At 73.8% G+C, this 15316-nt stretch carries 16 protein-coding genes; 5 read left to right on the top strand and 11 right to left on the bottom strand.

Annotated elements, in window-relative coordinates:
* Positions 1-119: 119 nt before the first annotated feature.
* A complete protein-coding gene (locus SJ20_RS00320; RefSeq protein ID WP_036339559.1) occupies positions 120-674 on the top strand; it encodes an SRPBCC family protein in 555 nt (184 codons plus the stop codon).
* A 147-nt stretch (positions 675-821) separates the two neighbouring features.
* Here the strand turns inward: SJ20_RS00320 and SJ20_RS00315 are convergent, their stop codons facing one another.
* Positions 822-1139, bottom strand: coding sequence for a putative quinol monooxygenase (locus SJ20_RS00315; protein WP_044658543.1), 318 nt, complete (start codon positions 1137-1139; stop codon positions 822-824).
* Positions 1136-1576 carry a hotdog fold thioesterase gene (locus tag SJ20_RS00310; protein WP_036316750.1) on the bottom strand — a complete coding sequence of 147 codons (441 nt, stop codon included), beginning with the start codon at positions 1574-1576 and terminating at the stop codon, positions 1136-1138. Before SJ20_RS00310 ends, SJ20_RS00315 begins: the two co-directional genes overlap by 4 nt.
* A 61-nt stretch (positions 1577-1637) precedes the next feature.
* On the opposite strand from SJ20_RS00310, the gene SJ20_RS00305 reads away from it, so the two are divergent.
* Positions 1638-2543: an alpha/beta fold hydrolase gene (locus tag SJ20_RS00305; protein WP_036339556.1), complete on the top strand. Its 906-nt coding sequence runs from the start codon at positions 1638-1640 to the stop codon at positions 2541-2543.
* 154 nt (positions 2544-2697) lie between these two features.
* Here SJ20_RS00305 and adhP read toward each other — a convergent pair whose 3' ends face one another.
* The 4 genes from adhP to SJ20_RS00285 all read right to left on the bottom strand — a co-directional run bounded on the left by adhP (position 2698) and on the right by SJ20_RS00285 (position 7284).
* Positions 2698-3729, bottom strand: coding sequence for an alcohol dehydrogenase AdhP (adhP, locus tag SJ20_RS00300; RefSeq protein ID WP_036316753.1), 1032 nt, complete (start codon positions 3727-3729; stop codon positions 2698-2700).
* A 54-nt stretch (positions 3730-3783) separates the two neighbouring features.
* The gene (locus SJ20_RS00295; RefSeq protein WP_036316755.1) at positions 3784-5307 is read right to left on the bottom strand and encodes an aldehyde dehydrogenase family protein; all 1524 of its coding nucleotides are present in this window, start codon (positions 5305-5307) and stop codon (positions 3784-3786) included.
* Positions 5308-5428: 121 nt separating this feature from the next.
* On the bottom strand, positions 5429-6856 hold the full coding sequence (locus SJ20_RS00290; RefSeq protein ID WP_044658542.1) for a helix-turn-helix domain-containing protein: 1428 nt from the start codon (positions 6854-6856) through the stop codon (positions 5429-5431).
* Positions 6853-7284 (bottom strand): DUF779 domain-containing protein, encoded by a 432-nt coding sequence (locus SJ20_RS00285; RefSeq protein WP_036316759.1) that lies wholly within the window; start codon positions 7282-7284, stop codon positions 6853-6855. Before SJ20_RS00285 ends, SJ20_RS00290 begins: the two co-directional genes overlap by 4 nt.
* Positions 7285-7550: 266 nt before the next feature.
* On the opposite strand from SJ20_RS00285, the gene SJ20_RS00280 reads away from it, so the two are divergent.
* Positions 7551-8111, top strand: coding sequence for a GNAT family N-acetyltransferase (locus SJ20_RS00280; RefSeq protein ID WP_044658541.1), 561 nt, complete (start codon positions 7551-7553; stop codon positions 8109-8111).
* A gap of 37 nt (positions 8112-8148) precedes the next feature.
* Here SJ20_RS00280 and SJ20_RS00275 read toward each other — a convergent pair whose 3' ends face one another.
* Positions 8149-9804 carry a thiamine pyrophosphate-dependent enzyme gene (locus SJ20_RS00275; RefSeq protein WP_044658540.1) on the bottom strand — a complete coding sequence of 552 codons (1656 nt, stop codon included), beginning with the start codon at positions 9802-9804 and terminating at the stop codon, positions 8149-8151.
* 166 nt (positions 9805-9970) lie between these two features.
* Between SJ20_RS00275 and SJ20_RS00270 the strand changes: the two genes are divergently transcribed.
* Both SJ20_RS00270 and SJ20_RS00265 read left to right on the top strand, forming a co-directional pair.
* Positions 9971-10735, top strand: coding sequence for a CGNR zinc finger domain-containing protein (locus SJ20_RS00270; RefSeq protein WP_044658539.1), 765 nt, complete (start codon positions 9971-9973; stop codon positions 10733-10735).
* Between the two features lie 96 nt (positions 10736-10831).
* Entirely contained in the window at positions 10832-11818 is a 987-nt protein-coding gene (locus SJ20_RS00265; RefSeq protein ID WP_044658538.1) for an L-lactate dehydrogenase, read from the top strand.
* A gap of 10 nt (positions 11819-11828) precedes the next feature.
* On the opposite strand, the gene SJ20_RS00260 is transcribed toward SJ20_RS00265, so the two are convergent.
* The 4 genes from SJ20_RS00260 to SJ20_RS00245 all read right to left on the bottom strand — a co-directional run.
* Positions 11829-12230: a hypothetical protein gene (locus SJ20_RS00260; protein ID WP_036317513.1), complete on the bottom strand. Its 402-nt coding sequence runs from the start codon at positions 12228-12230 to the stop codon at positions 11829-11831.
* 190 nt (positions 12231-12420) lie between these two features.
* Positions 12421-13002, bottom strand: coding sequence for a hypothetical protein (locus SJ20_RS00255; protein ID WP_044658537.1), 582 nt, complete (start codon positions 13000-13002; stop codon positions 12421-12423).
* Between the two features lie 60 nt (positions 13003-13062).
* Positions 13063-14475 carry an MATE family efflux transporter gene (locus SJ20_RS00250; RefSeq protein WP_044658536.1) on the bottom strand — a complete coding sequence of 471 codons (1413 nt, stop codon included), beginning with the start codon at positions 14473-14475 and terminating at the stop codon, positions 13063-13065.
* A 1-nt stretch (position 14476) separates the two neighbouring features.
* A partial coding sequence (locus SJ20_RS00245) for a CPBP family intramembrane glutamic endopeptidase (RefSeq protein ID WP_044658535.1) occupies positions 14477-15316 on the bottom strand: 840 nt, incomplete at its 5' end.

Here is a 15316-nt window from a genome sequence, read left to right as displayed (position 1 = left end):
CTATTCTCAGACACGCCCTAGGCCCGGGGCGGGCCCCCGGCAAGAGTGCTGTGGTGTCCCGCCGAGGGGTGCCGTCGCCTCCGCTTCCGGTGTCCGCGGCAGTTCCTAGACTGGGCGACATGAGCACCGAGCCGACCCCCTCGTCCGCCACCCCCGAGACCGAGTCCGCCGCGCCGTCGTCGTCCGGGCTGCCGCAGGCCGCCCCGCAGGCGGCGTGGCCCGAGCGCGTGGAGACCGGCGAGCACCAGGTGTCCTACCGGGCCACCGTGGCCGCGCCGGCGCACGAGCTGTGGGCGATGCTCGCGGACCCGCACCGCCATCACGAGGCGGACGGGTCCGGGACCGTGCGGCCGAAGGTGAGCGGGCCGCACCGGCTGGCCGTGGGCGACCGGTTCCGCGTGGCCATGCGGAAGTACGGGGTGCCGTACACGATGACGCTGACCGCCACCGCCGTGGACGAGGACGAGCTCGTGGAGTGGGCCCACCCGGGCGGACACCGGTGGCGCTGGGCGTTCCAGGACAACGGGGACGGCACCACCGAGGTCACCGAGACCTTCGACTACTCGTGGGCCCGGCCGGCCGTGCGCCGCGCGTACGAGCTGCTGCGCGTGCCGGCGGACAACGGGCGGGGCATCCAGTCGAGCCTCACGCGGCTGGCGGGCCGCCACCTCTGAACCGACCGCGTCTCCGCACTTTCGTTCGGGAAACGGCGGCGTGTCGGCGCACTTTCGTGCGGGAAAAGGTCAGCCCTCGCGCCGTTTCCCGAACGAAAACGCGCTGACGACCGCCGTTTCCCGAACGAAAGCGGGGGGGTGCGGGGGTCAGACGGCGGACCAGTGGGTCGCGGCCGGCAGCTGCGCCAGGTGCGGGGTGACGAGCGCACGCCACGCGAGGAACGAGTCGGACTCGAGGAAGGCCACGGTGTGGTCCTCGAGCGTGCGCCAGCCGATCAGCAGCCGGTAGCGCGCCGGGTCCTCCACCTGCCGGGACAGCGCGAAGGACGTCGCGCCCCCGTCCCGGAACAGCGGCTCGGCCTCGGCGACGGCGGCCTCGAACGCCGCCTCCGCCCCCGCCGCCACGTGCAGCTCCACCGACTCGATGACCGGACCGGCCGTCGTCGCGCCCTGCCCGGCGCTCACGCGTGCACCCGCGGGCTCGTGGAGTGGCCGGTGAACCAGGCTGCGAGCTGGCCGTCCGCCTCGATGCCGACCTCGATCATGCGGTCGCGGCCGAACTCCACCGACTGGCGGGCGGTCGCCACGAGGTGCGCGCCGAGCCTGGCGGGCGCCACGTAGGTGATCTCGGCGCGCCGGGTGACGGGGGCGGCGCCGAAGGTCGCCACGCAGTACGCCAGCGCCGAGTCCGCGAGGTGGAACAGGAAGCCGCCGTGGCAGATCTCGTGGGAGTTCACCATGTCCGCGGTGACGTCGCGGTGCAGCACCACGCGCCCCTCGGCCACCTCGCCGAGGGTGACGCCGTGCTCCCGCACCGCGGGGTCGTTCGCGTAGATCTCCTCGAGGCGGGCGAGGATCTCGTCCCGGCTCTGGCCGGACGAGCTCTGGGGGGTCTCAGTCATGGGCCCATTGTGTCGCAGGTCTGTGTCGCAGGTCGCGCCGCCCCGCGCCTAGGGTGGCGGCGTGACGCAGACCACCTCCACCCCCGTGCGCCTCCGCGCCCGCGACGGCTTCGTGCTCGCGGCCCGCCACTTCGCCCCCACGACGACGACGCCCCCGGCCTCGCCTGCCGGCACCGTGGTGATCGCCTCGGCGACCGGGGTGAAGGCCACGTACTACCGGCGCTACGCCGAGTTCCTGGCCAGCCACGGGTTCCACGCGGTCACGTTCGACTACCGGGGTGTCGGGGAGTCCCGCGAGCCGTTCGCCGTGGCGCGGCGGGCGCGGTGGGCGGACTGGGGCGCCCTCGACGCGGACGCCGTGCTCGGCTGGGCCCGGACGCGCCTGCCCGGCCCCCTCCTGACGGTGGGCCACAGCTTCGGCGGGTTCGGCGTCGGGCTCGCGGACGAGGCGCGTCACGTGGCCCGGCACGTGGCCGTCGGCGGGCAGCACGCCCACTGGCGGGACTACCGGGCGCGGCCGGGGAGGGCGCGGATGTGGGCGCGCTGGCACGCGGCGATGCCGGCGATCACGCTGGCCCGCGGGCACTTCCCGGGGCGGCGGCTCGGCTGGCTCGAGGACCTGCCGCGCGGGGTCGCCCTGGACTGGGCGCGCAGTCGCCGCGACTTCACCGCGAGCGCCCGCACCACCGCCGGCCGGGACGAGCTGCGCCGTCGTCTGGCCGCGTTCACGGCGGACGCGCTGATCGTGGCGCCCGTGGACGACGACTTCGGCACCGACGCCGCCCTCGACCGCGCGGACGCCTACTCGCCGGGTCGGCAGACGGTGCGCTGGCGGGTGCGGCCGGAGGAGCTCGGTGTCGCGGAGATCGGGCACTTCGGACTGTTCCACGCTCGGTTCGCGCCGGCCTTCTGGCCGGCCACGCTGGAGTGGCTGCGCGACGGCGTCGCCCCGGCCGCGGCCCGCTGAGGCTCGCGCACCGGAATCGCTGCGGCCCGTCCCGTCCCCGCGACGACGACGGCGGCCGCCCCGGCCCGGATCTCCGGGCGGGACGACCGCCGTCGCACTGGTGCGTGTGATGTGTCGATACTACCCCGCGCCCAGCGGATGCCCAGGCGGCACGTCAGTCCTGCATCGCGTAGTCGATGACGACGCGGCCCTCGATCTTGCCGTGGCGCATCTCCTCGAACACGTCGTTGATCTCGGTGAGCGGGCGGGTGTGGAACGTCGGGTGGATCTTCCCGGCCGCGTAGAACTCGAGCGCCTCGACCATGTCCTGCCGGGTGCCCACGATCGAGCCGCGGATGGTCAGGCCCTTGAGGACGATGTCGAAGATCGGCGCGGGGAAGTCGCCCGGGGGCAGGCCGTTGAACACGATGGTGCCGCCGCGGCGGGTCATCGCGATGGCCTGGCCGAACGCCTGCGGGTGCACGGCCGTGACGAGCACGCCGTGGGCGCCGCCGATCTTCTCCTGGATCTCCACGGAGGGGTCCGCGACGTTCGCGTTCACGGTCAGCTCCGCGCCGTGCCGGGAGGCGAGCGCCAGCTTGTCGTCCGCGACGTCCACGGCCACCACGCGCATGCCCATCGCCACGGCGTACTGCACCGCGATGTGCCCCAGGCCGCCGATGCCGGAGATCACGACCCACTGCCCGGGCCGCACCTCGGTCTGCTTCAGCCCCTTGTACACCGTGACGCCGGCGCACAGGATCGGGCCGACCTCCATCGGGTCCGCGCCCTCGGGGATCACGGGCGCGTAGCGGGCGTCCACGAGCATGTACTCACCGAACGAGCCGTCCACGGAGTAGCCGCCGTTGACCTGCTCCTCGCACAGCGTCTCCCACCCGGTGCGGCAGTACTGGCAGTGGCCGCACGCTCGCCACAGCCACGCGTTGCCGACCATGTCCCCGACCTTGAGGTTCTCGACGTCGGGTCCGACCTCCTCGACGATGCCCACGCCCTCGTGGCCCGGGATGAACGGCGGGGTCGGCTTCACCGGCCAGTCGCCCTCCATCGCGTGCAGGTCCGTGTGGCAGACGCCCGAGGAGATGAGCTTCACGAGCGCTTGGTGCTGGCCGGGCGTCGGGCGCTCGACCTCCGTGACGTCGGCCTCTGTGCCGAACTGGGTGACGACGGCTGCCTTCATCGTGGTCATGGGGATCACCTTTCGTGGAGTGGGGAGGGGGGGTCGTGCGGTGCCGGCGTCGGCTCAGAAGAACCCGAGCTTGTCCTCGGAGTAGGAGACGAGCAGGTTCTTGGTCTGCTGGTAGTGGTCGAGCATCATCAGGTGGTTCTCGCGGCCGATGCCGGAGGACTTGTACCCGCCGAACGCGGCGTGGGCCGGGTAGGCGTGGTAGTTGTTCACCCACACGCGGCCGGCCTGGATCGCCCGGCCCGCGCGGTAGGCGGTGTTGCCGTTCCGGGACCACACGCCGGCGCCGAGCCCGTAGAGCGTGTCGTTGGCGATCCGCATGGCGTCGTCGAAGTCGGTGAACGTGGTCGTCGAGACCACCGGCCCGAAGATCTCCTCCTGGAAGATGCGCATCGAGTTGTCCCCGCGGAAGATCGTGGGCTGCACGTAGTAGCCGCCGGCCAGTTCGCCCTCCATCTCGGCGCGGGCGCCACCGATCAGCACCTCGGCGCCCTCCTGACGGCCGATGTCCAGGTAGGACGTGATCTTCTCGAGCTGGTCGTTGGAGGCCTGGGCGCCCATCATCACGTCCGTGTCGAGGGGGTTGCCGGTCACGATGCGCGAGGTCCGCTCCACGACGGCGTCGAGGAACTTCTCCGCGATCGACTCCTGCACGAGCGCCCGCGACGGGCACGTGCAGACCTCGCCCTGGTTCAGCGCGAACAGGGTGAAGCCCTCCTGCGCCTTGTCCCAGTAGGCGTCGTCGGCCGCCATGACGTCCTCGAAGAAGACGTTGGGCGACTTGCCGCCCAGCTCCAGGGTCACCGGGATGATGTTCTCCGAGGCGTACTGCATGATCAGCCGGCCCGTCGTCGTCTCACCCGTGAACGCGATCTTGCGGATGCGCGGCGACTGCGCGAGCGGCTTGCCGGCCTCGAGGCCGAAGCCGTTGACCACGTTGACGACGCCGGCCGGCAGCAGGTCCGCGATCAGCTCGATGAACACCATGACCGAGGCCGGCGTCTGCTCGGCGGGCTTGATCACGACGGCGTTGCCCGCGGCCAGCGCGGGCGCCAGCTTCCACACCCCCATCAGCAGCGGGAAGTTCCACGGGATGATCTGGCCGACCACGCCGAGCGGCTCGTGGAAGTGGTAGGCGACGGTGTCCTCGTCCACCTGGGACAGGCCGCCCTCCTGCGCGCGGATCGCGCCGGCGAAGTACCGGAAGTGGTCGATGGCCAGCGGCAGGTCCGCGTTGAGGGTCTCCCGGACGGCCTTGCCGTTGTCCCAGGTCTCCGCGACCGCCAGCATCTCGAGGTTCTCCTCCATGCGGTCCGCGATGCGGTGCAGCACGAGCGCACGCTCGGCCGCCGAGGTGGCGCCCCAGGCCGGGGCGGCCTTCCAGGCGGCGTCGAGGGCGACGTCGATGTCCTCGGCCGTGCCGCGGGCGACCTCGCAGAACACCTTGCCCGTCACGGGCGTGACGTTCTCGAAGTACTGGCCCTTGACCGGGGGTGTCCACTCTCCTCCGATGAAGTGCTCGTAGCGGGACTTGAACTCGACCTTGGCGCCCTCGGTGCCGGGGAATGCGTAGACGGTCATGGTGCTGGCTCCTTTGCCTGCGGTTGCCTCGGCGCCGGTGGCGCCCTGCCGTGGCTGTGACCCTAGTCACAAGGAGGTTGCACGGAGGTTGCAGCCGGGCGCGGGTGAGGGGCGGGCCGGGTCAGGCCAGGTCCCGCTCGATCCGCTCGAGCGTGGCCACGGCGAGCGCCCGCCGCGGCGAGTCCGCCGGCAGCAGACGCAGGGCGGCGCCCCAGAGCTCGACGTCGTCGCGGGCCTCGGGGCGGCCCAGGTAGGCCCAGAGCTGTTCGACATCCGCGTCCTGGGCGACGGCCTCGCGCAGCGCCTCCCCCAGCTCCGCGCGGATCGAGGCGACACCGGGGGACGCCGACCGCGGCAGCACCGGCCCGGCCGCCGCGTGCAGCGCACGGTCCAGATCCCCGGCGCGCAGCGCCTCCCGCGCGCACAGCAGGTCCGCGTGCACCTCCCCCACGAGCCGGTACGGCCGGGACAGCAGTGCCACCGGCGCCCCCACGTCCCGCAGCGCCCGGCGGAGTCGATGCACCTCGGCGCGCAGCGAGATGGCGCGGGCGGGGGAATCGCCCGGCGCGGGCCGGGGCCCGGCGGTCTCCTCCGGATACAGCGCGACCTCGAGCTCGGCGCCGGTCAGGCCCGGGCCGTGCCACGCGAGGAGGGTGAGGATCTCGGCGTGCCGGCCGGTGAGCTCGACCCCGTCCAGCGTGGGCGGCAGGTGGCCGGTGACGCGCAACAGGCCCGCGGCGGCGTCGTGGCGGTGCGGCGCGGCGGCGGGGCTCGGCCCCGGCGAGGCGGACGGCGGAGCCGAGGGGCCCGGCGTCGGGGCGGTGCCGCGGGGACGGCCCCGGGACGGGGCGGGCAGGTCCCGCCAGGCGGCGTGCACGGCGTCCACGGTGGCCTGGAGCAGCGGCAGGGCGAGGTGGCTGACGGCGTCCTCCCCGCCCGTGAGGTCCAGGACCCCGACGAGCCGCCCGGTGGCCGGGTCCGTGAGCGGGACGGCCGAACAGCTCCACGGGTGCACGCGCGGGCTCAGGTGCTCGCCGCGGCTGACCTGCGTGGGGGCGCCGGTCGCGAGGACGATGCCGGGGGCGGAGGTGCCCATGGACGCCTCGGACCAGTCGGCGCCCGCCACGAAGCCCATGGTCTCGGCGTGGCGCACCGCGGTCCGGTCGCCCTCGACCCACAGCAGGTGGCCGCGCGCGTTGCCGATCGCGGCGAGCATCCCGGCCTCGGCCGCGGGGTGGATGAGCATGCGGCGGACCACCGGCAGGGCCACGGCGAGGCGCTGGTCTCGGCGGGCGGCGGCGAGGTCGTCGTCGGAGAGGGTGGCCGGGTCGGTCTGGCCGGGTACCGCGGGGGTGAGGGCGCCGAGGGAGCGCAGCCAGGACTCACGGACCTCTCGCCGCAGCCCCTGCAGGGCGGCGCGCAGGCCCTGGTCTGCGCCGGCCGGAGCGGTGGGCGACGACGGCGCGAGCGACAGGCGGACCGCGGCGAGGGACTCGTGGGCCCGGTCCACGGCGCGTCGGTAGGCGCTGGTGGCGAGGGTCGAGCTCATCCCGAGCCTGCCATCAACCGCGAGCGGATCAGGAACCGCTTGCCCTCGGGCGCCTCGACGGAGAAGCCGGAGCCGCGCCCGTCCACCACGTCCAGGGTGAGGTGGGTGTGCTTCCAGTACTCGAACTGGGCGGCGGACATCCAGAACGGGATCTCCACGGCGGCCTGGTCCCCCTCGGCCGGCAGCGCGAAGGTGCCCAGCAGGACGTCGGCGGCGCCGGTCGTGAAGTCGCCGGCGGGATAGCACATGGGCGCGGAGCCGTCGCAGCAGCCGCCGGACTGGTGGAACATGAGCGGGCCGTGGATCGGGAGGAGTCGGCGGATCAGCTCGAGCGCCGCGGGCGTCATGGCGACGCGGGACACGGTTTCGCCCGGCAGCTCGGGGCGAGCGTCGAGCGCATGCTCCGCCGACGAGGACGGCACGGTCATCGCGACCTCCTGGGGATGGGCGATCGTCGGTCCCCACACCCTAGCCTCGAACGTGATCCACGTCACCCCTGCTCGTGTCGTGGGGGGCGCGGCGGCCCGGGGGCTGTGCCGCGAGCCAGACGTTTCGGCTGCAATCAGGGGCTGATCACGACCGAAACGTCTGGCTCACGGCGCGGGGGTGGCGCGGAGGTGGGGAAAGCACGAGGGCTGGGGCGGCGGGCGGCTCACGCGGCCACGCCCGGCGTCCACCCTCGTACACTCGGCGCATGCTCCCGAACCCCAGCCCCACCGTCACCGTGGACGGCCTCCTGTTGCGCCCTCTGCGCGCCGCGGACGAGATCGCGGCGCGCGAGGCGGACGCCGAGCTGCATCGGGAGGGGTTCGACTTCCTGATGGCCGGCACCCGCTCCTTCCCCGCGATCCGCCGCGCGTTCGCCGCCGAGGCACGCGGCGACGTCGAACCCGGCCGAGTGCCCGCGTCCTTCTACGTGGGCGTGGACGAGAACGGCGAGCTGGTGGGCCGGGTGTCCGTGCGGTGGGAGCTGAACGAGGCGTTGCGGCACGTCAACGGGCACGTGGGTTACGCGGTGCGCCCCGCATTCCGGCGGCGGGGGCACGCCGTGCGCCTGCTGCGCGGCGCCCTGACGCTGCTGGCCGCACGCGGGGTGTCCACCGCCCTGCTCACGTGCGACGAGACGAACACCGCCTCCGTGGCCACGATCCGTGCGTGCGGGGGCGTGCTGCGGGACCGGGTCGAGGCGGGCCTCGACGGTGCGCCCTTTCCCGAACCGACGCTGCGCTTCGTCGTCCCCACGACGGCGGCCTGACCGGAGGGACGGCGCGGATCGCGTCGCGCCGCCGGCCTCAGTAGGCCTTGACGCGCTGCTCCACGATCAGGTGGATGAGCGCGAACCGGCCCTCCTCCTGGACGGCCTTGAGCGCCGCGTCCACGGCCGCCGGCACGTCCGCGTCCCGCTCCACGCGCACCCCGAAGCCGCCGAACGCCTCGGCCATGGCGGCGAAGTCGGGGTTCTTCAGCTGGGTGCCGGAGACGCGCCCGGGGTACTCGCGCTCCTGGTGGGTGCGGATGGTGCCGTACTCCTGGTTGTCCATGACGATCACGAGGGGTGTGGCGCCGTACTGCGCGGCGGTCGCCAGCTCCTGACCGTTCATGAGGAACTCGCCGTCGCCGGCGATGGTCACCACGGTGCGGTCCGGGAAGTTCAGGGACGCGGCCACGGCACCCGGCACCGAGTAGCCCATGGAGCCGTTGCGGGCCGAGATCATGGCGCGGTAGCCCTCGGTCGGGAAGTACCGGTGCGCCCAGTTGGTGTGCTCGCCCGCGCCGAGGGAGATCATCGAGTCCTTCGGCAGCTTCGGCACCAGGTTGGCCATGAGGGTGGCCATCTTCGCCTGGCCCTCGGACGGCTCGGCCGGGGGCAGGGCCGCGAACTTCTCCTGCTCGCCGCGCATGCGGGAGGTCCACTCCTCCCACTCCGGCTTGACCTCGAGCTCCATGCGGACGAGGTCGCGGATGAACCCGTCCGGCTTGGCCACGATCTGGTGGGACACGGGGCCGGAGCGGCCGCGCAGGGACGGGTCGATGGTGACCAGGAAGTTCTTCTTGTCCCAGTTCTGGCGGATGGTGAAGCCATTGGTCACGGCGTCGCCCGGCACGGTGCCGACGAACACGATGAGGTCGGTCTCCTCGAGCATGTCGTAGGTCGGCTTCGGGCGGCCGTAGCCGATCGGGCCCACGTAGGACGGCGAGGAGAACGGCACGGTGCCCTCGGTGCGCCACTCGGCGGCGGCGGGGATCTTGTGCTCCTCCAGCCACGTCGTCAGGGTCTGCGCGCCCTCGTCCGTCCAGTCGTTGCCACCGGTGATGAACAGCGGCTTGCGGGACTCCTTGAGCGCGGCGTGCAGGGACTTCCAGTCCTCCACGGTCATGCCGCCTGGGGCCACGGGGATCTGCGGGTGCAGGTGCGCGTCGATCTCCTCACGGATCACGTCCTCCGGCAGGCCGACGACGACGGGCCCGGGCCGGCCCGAGCTGGCGGCGAACATGGCCTCGGCCACGATCTCGGAGGCGCGCTCCGGGTGGTCCAGGACCATCACGCGCTTCGCACCGGTGCCGAACCAGGCGTGCGGGTCGAACTCCTGGAAGGCCTCGCGGTCGCGGTGCTCGAACGGGATCAGGCCGACGAACAGGACGAGCGCCGTCGAGTCCTGCCACGCGGTGTGCAGGCCGACGTGGGCGTTCGCGGCGCCCGGGCCGCGCGTCACCATGGCGACGCCGGGGACCACGTTCATCTTGCCGTCGGCCTCGGCCATGTACGTGGCGCCGCCCTCGTGGCGGCACACCACGTTCTCGATGCCCGAGTCGTGCAGGCCGTCCAGGACGTCCAGGTAGGACTCGCCCGGCACGGAGTAGACGCGCTTCACGCCGTGGGACTCGAGGGTCTTGACGATGACGTGCCCGGCGGAGAGGCGACCGGTCGCCTGGGAGGTCTGGGACATGGAGGTCTCCTGTGCTGGTTCGGGGGCCCTCCGGCCCCGTGGGTGCACCCCGCCGCGCAGACGGGGCCCGTGGGGGTCAGGGTACTGGACGGGAAGGCGCCGGAGGCGACCCGATACGCGGCGTGAAGCCGGTGACGGGCGGACGGGCCCGCCGTACGATTTCCCCATGCTCTCCGCGCCGACGCTCACCCGCCTCGCCTCCCTCGCCGCGTTCCTGAACACCGCCCCCGGCCTGCGGGGCGGTCAGCCGGCCGACGAGCGGTTCACCGCCGCCACGCAGCTGCCCTCCCTCGTCCCTGAACTCCAGGAGGACGAGGTCCGCCTCCGCCTGGCCGCCGCCGCGGCCGTGCGCGGCCGCGAGCTCCGCGGCCGTCTGGCCGAGGTCTGGGCCCTCGCCGCCGTGGACGAGGCGGCCGCCGTGGAGCGCGTGAACGCCCTCCTCGCCGCGGCCGGGCCGCTGCGGCTGACGGCCGGGGGCGACGTCGTCGGGCTGGCCCCGGCGCAGGTCCCCGCCGACGCGGTGGAGCGGCTGGCCGCGATGGCCGCCCTCGCGCTGGCGGAGACCGCGATGGACGGCGAGCTGACCCGCCTGCGCGTGTGCGAGGGCGAAGACTGCGAGAACGCGCTCGTGGACGCCAGCCGGAACCGGTCCAAGCGGTTCTGCGACGAGGCCAACTGCGCCAACCGCACCCACGTGCGCTCCTACCGGGCACGCCTGGCCGAGGCGGCGGAGGCCGCACCCGCGACGGATCCGGCCGGTCCGGAGGAGGCGGAGGCGCCGGAGGCCGTCGCGGATGAGGCGGCCCCCGCCGACAAGCCCCGCCAGGAGACCGAGAAGGAGAAGAAGGAGCGCAAGAAGGCGGAGAAGAAGGCCCGCAAGAAGGCGGAGAAGAAGGCCCGCAAGAAGAAGTCGGACAAGAAGAAGGACTGACCCGGCCCCACCCGCCAGGTGACCCGCCGCTGAACATCCGGGGACGGGGCGGCCTCTGGTTCCGTCGGCCGGCCGGACGCCCCTAGCCTGCGAGACATGAGCGAGCACACCCCCGCCCACACCCCCGCGTCCCTCGGACCCGCCCACCGCAAGGTCGGCGTCGTGGGGGCCGGCGGCGTCGGCACCGCGATCTGCTACGCGGCGCTGATCCGCGGCGTCGCCCGCGAGGTCGCCCTCTACGACATCGACGAGCCCAAGGTCCGCGCCGAGGTCCTCGACCTGGCCCACGGCACCCCGTTCACCTCTGCATCCGCGATGACCGGCGGCGCGGACCCGGACGTCCTGGCCGGCTGCGAGGTCGTCGTGATCACGGCCGGCGCCAAGCAGAAGCCGGGGCAGACCCGCCTCGACCTCGGCGCGCACAACGTGGAGATCCTGCGCGGCCTGCTGCCCCAGGTGCAGGCGCACGCGCCGGACGCGCTGATCGTGCTCGTCACCAATCCCCTGGACGTCCTCACGCTGGTGGCCCAGCGCCTCACCGGTCTGCCGGCCGGCCGGGTGATCGGCTCGGGCACCCTCCTGGACACGTCCCGCCTGCGGTGGCTGCTGGCGTCCCGCGCGCAGGTCCACGCGTCGTCGGTGCACGCGGCCATCCTCGGCGAGCACGGGGACACGGAGTTCCCCGCGTGGAGCTCGGCGCGCATCGGCCCGACGCCCCTCCTCGAGTGGCCGACGCCGGCCGACCCGCTGTTCACCCGCGCCGACCTGGACGAAGTCGCGGACACCGTGGTCAACGCGGCCTACGAGGTGATCCAGGGCAAGGGCGCCACCACGTACGCGGTCGGCGTGGCCACGACCCGCCTGCTCGAGGCGATTCTGCGCGACCAGCACGCCATCCTGCCGGTCTCCACCGTGCTCGACGGCGTCCACGGGCTCTCGGGGGTCGCGCTGTCCATGCCGTCCGTGGTGGGGCGCGACGGCGTCACGCGCGTGATCGAGCCGGAACTGGACGCGGCGGAGATGCGGGCGTTGCACGCCTCGGCGGACGCGCTGCGTCGGGAGGCGCGCAGCCTCGGGTTCTGAGGCGCCGGCCTCAGGCGCGCGGGGCGTCGCCTCCGGTGCCGCCCTGCGCGCGGCGCTCGGCGGCGGCCTGGGCGCGGCGGTCGGCGGCGGTCTTGCGGAACATCTCCTCGGAGGAGCGGTTGACGCCGGAGCCCTGGGAGAGGTGGTCCGGGTTCTCACGGGCGGCGAGCTGCAGCATGGCCACCACCACGAGCGAGGTCGTGAAGAAGACGCCGAAGGCGATCAGCGCGATGTCGATGCGCAGCGGATTCTGCGTGCCGCCGGAGGCCGTGATGCCGGCGATCACCCCACCGACCACGCCGAGCACGGCGGAGAAGACGAGCGGGCCCTTGACCGTGGTGCGCAGACCGCCGCGTGCCGGGCGGCCGGATCCGGCGCGATCGGCGGACGGGCGGGGGGACGGTGCGCTCACGGCGGGACTCCTGACGGCTGGGGGCGGCTGGGGCGACACGGCCCGCACAGGCGCTCGGGGCTGAGGCCTTCGGGGCGCGGCGGACCGGAGCCAGTCTACGCGTCCGGCCGGCGGGTGGCCCCTCGGGGCCCCGAGGTCCTCCCCCGGCGAACGTCCGCCATGCAGGCCAGGGCGGCGACGTCGACCCGGTTCAGAGGCCCCTGGCCGTGCCGCGGTCCCGGCGCACCTCGTGGTGGAAGCCGAGCCCGGAGACCATCAGGAGCACCCCGATCAGGATCGCCCCGCCGCCGGCGATGCCGAGCAGGGCGTGCGGGCCGAAGCCCTGCAGGGCGGCCACGACCACGCCGCCCCCGGAGAGCAGGCCCACGAGGCCGGTCCACAGCTGGTCCCGCGCGGGGATGAACTCGCGGCGGTGGCGGGCCCACGCCACGAGCTCGGCGACGCCGCCGAGCACGAGGGCGGCGCCGGCCGCCACGCCCACCGCGGCCGGAGAGCCCAGGAACAGCAGCACGATCACGCCGAGCATCCACGCCGCCGCCGCCAGGGACAGCGGGGAGCGCATGGCCACGGGCACCGGGTCGCGGCGCAGGTACTCCCACATCGCCGAGCCGGAGAATGCCAGATACAGCGCGAACATGACCTTCATCCACGTCAGGCCCGGCTCGGCGACGAACACGGTGGTCAGACCGAACACCAGCGCCACCACGGCGCGGATCAGGATCGGCTTGAACACCACGGACGAGATCTCCAGGGGGGTCTGCACGGTAGCCACCGCCCCAGTCTAGGAGCCGTGCGGCCGCGGCCCGGCCCGCGCGTCACCGCCCGGATGCGCTCACACGACGCCGAGCCGCAACCAGTCGTCGCGCCGGGCCCGCCCGCCGAGGGTGAGCGCCCGCATCCCCATGTAGACCCCCGCGAAGCCGAGCCAGAGCAGGCCCAGCTGCACGCCGGCGTCGGGCACGGCGGCGTTCGGTCCAGGCCAGGCCGCGGTCCAGCCGAGCCCGCCCGTGGCGAGCTGCGCGAGCACCCAGAGCGCCGGCGCGTAGACCACGAGGTTCACGAGGCCGGCGAGGGCGAGGTAGCGGGCGTCGCCGGCGCCGATCAGCACGCCGTCCAGCACGAACACGTACCCGGCCACCGGCTGCCCGGCGGCCAGCACCCACAGGCCCACGGTGGCGGCGGCCTGCACGGCCGGGTCCGTGGTGAACAGCCCCGGCAGCACCGGTGCCGCCAGGGCCAGCACGGCCCCGGTCACGACGCCGAAGCCCAGCCCCCAGCGCACCATCGTCCGGGTGAGGCGACGGGCCGCATCCGGCCGGGCGGCCCCGAGCTCGGCGCCGATCAGGGCCTGTGCGGCGATCGCGAGGGCGTCGAGGGCGAACGCCAGCGTGGAGAACAGCGTGAAGACGAGCTGGTGCGCGGCGAGGGTGAGGTCGCCCGCGCCGGCGGCGGCCATGACGGTGAGGAGGATGGCCGCCCGCAGGCTCGCGGTGCGCAGCAACAGCCACGAGCCCACCTGGGCCGTGGCGCGCATGCCCGACGCGCGGGGCGCCCACACCGTGCCCGAGCGGCGGAAGCGCGGGGCCAGCACGAACAGGTATGTCACGAGCATCGCCCACTGCACCACGGACGTGCCGACGGCCGAGCCGGCCACGCCCCAGCCCAGCCCGTACACCAGGGCCACGTTCAGCCCGATGTTCGCGCCGAAGCCCACACCCGCCACCACGAGCGGCGTCACGGTGTCCTGGAGGCCGCGGAGCACCCCGGTGGCCGCGAGCACGGCCAGCAGGGCCGGCAGCCCCGGCATGGACCAGCGCAGGTAGGCGACGGCGTGGGCCTGCACCTCACCCGTCGCGCCGAGGGCCGCCGTCAGCGCGGGGGCCGCGAGCCAGCCGAGGACGGCCAGCACCGCGCCGAGCAGCAGGCCCAGCCAGATGCCGTCGCGGCCGCGGTCCATCGCGGCGGCCGGGTTCCCCGCCCCGATCAGCCGGGCCACCGCCGGGGTGGTGGCGTAGGCCAGGAAGATCATGAGGCCGGTGAGCGTGTGCAGGATGGTGGTGCCGATCCCGACGCCGGCCAGCTGGGCCGTGCCCAGGTGCCCGATGATCGCGGTGTCGGCCAGCAGGAACAGCGGCTCCGCGATGAGCGCGCCGAATGCGGGGACCGCGAGCGCGAGGATGCGCCGCGTGAGGGCGCGCGCGTCCTGCGGGGCGGGCGCCGCCGTCGAGCCGGAGGGTCCTGCCATCTCAGCCCAGCAGGGCCAGCAGCGGGGCCAGCGCCGTGGTCGGGGCAGTGGGGTCGGGCAGCGTGTCCGGCAGCAGGGGGGCCACGAGGTAGAGCATCGCGATGGCGATGCCATTGTTCACCATGTGCAGCAGCACCGCGTACCCGAACGAGCGGCCCATCAGGATGTAGGACACCGTGATCGCCACCGCGAGGGTCAGGTACGGGACGGTCTCCACGAGACGGAAGTCGCCGCCGGTGCCGAGGAAGTGCAGGAGTGTGAACGCGAGCACGGAGACCACGGCGCACACCCACACGTTGATCCAGCGGGAGAGCTTGCCGATCAGCAGGTGGCGGAACAGGTACTCCTCCACGAGCGGGGCGGCCACCACGGTCATGAGGATCATGAGCACGGGCGGGGCCTGCGTGGTCATCTCCTCGAGCGCGGCCTGGTTGGCGCTGGTCTGCGCCTCCCCGATGAGGCTCAGCACGATCACGTTCACGACGATGCACGCCAGCCACGTGGCGGGCAGCAGCAACAGCTTCCACCACGTCCCCGTGCGGAACACCCGCAGCGACGTCACGAGCGGGCGCCAGGCCACGGCCAGCACGAGCACCACGAGGATCGCGTAGCTGACGATGTTCACCGTGAACCCGTCGCGGACCAGGTCGAACGCCTCGAGGTCACCGGGGACCAGGCCGAGCGACACCGCCAGCCACAGCCCCAGCCCGAGCACCATGAGCGCCACGTACACGAGCACCACGACGGCGTCGCCCCAGTGGAACCGACCCGGGGTCCAGTCCGGCGCGGGGCGGGCCGCGGGCCGGCGGCCGGGCCAGCCGGCGGGGACGCCACCGGGGGC

This window comes from Micrococcus sp. MS-ASIII-49, from assembly GCF_000946635.1.
In the GTDB taxonomy this organism is placed as follows: domain Bacteria; phylum Actinomycetota; class Actinomycetes; order Actinomycetales; family Micrococcaceae; genus Micrococcus; species Micrococcus luteus.
This window is presented reverse-complemented; position numbering and strand designations above follow the sequence as displayed.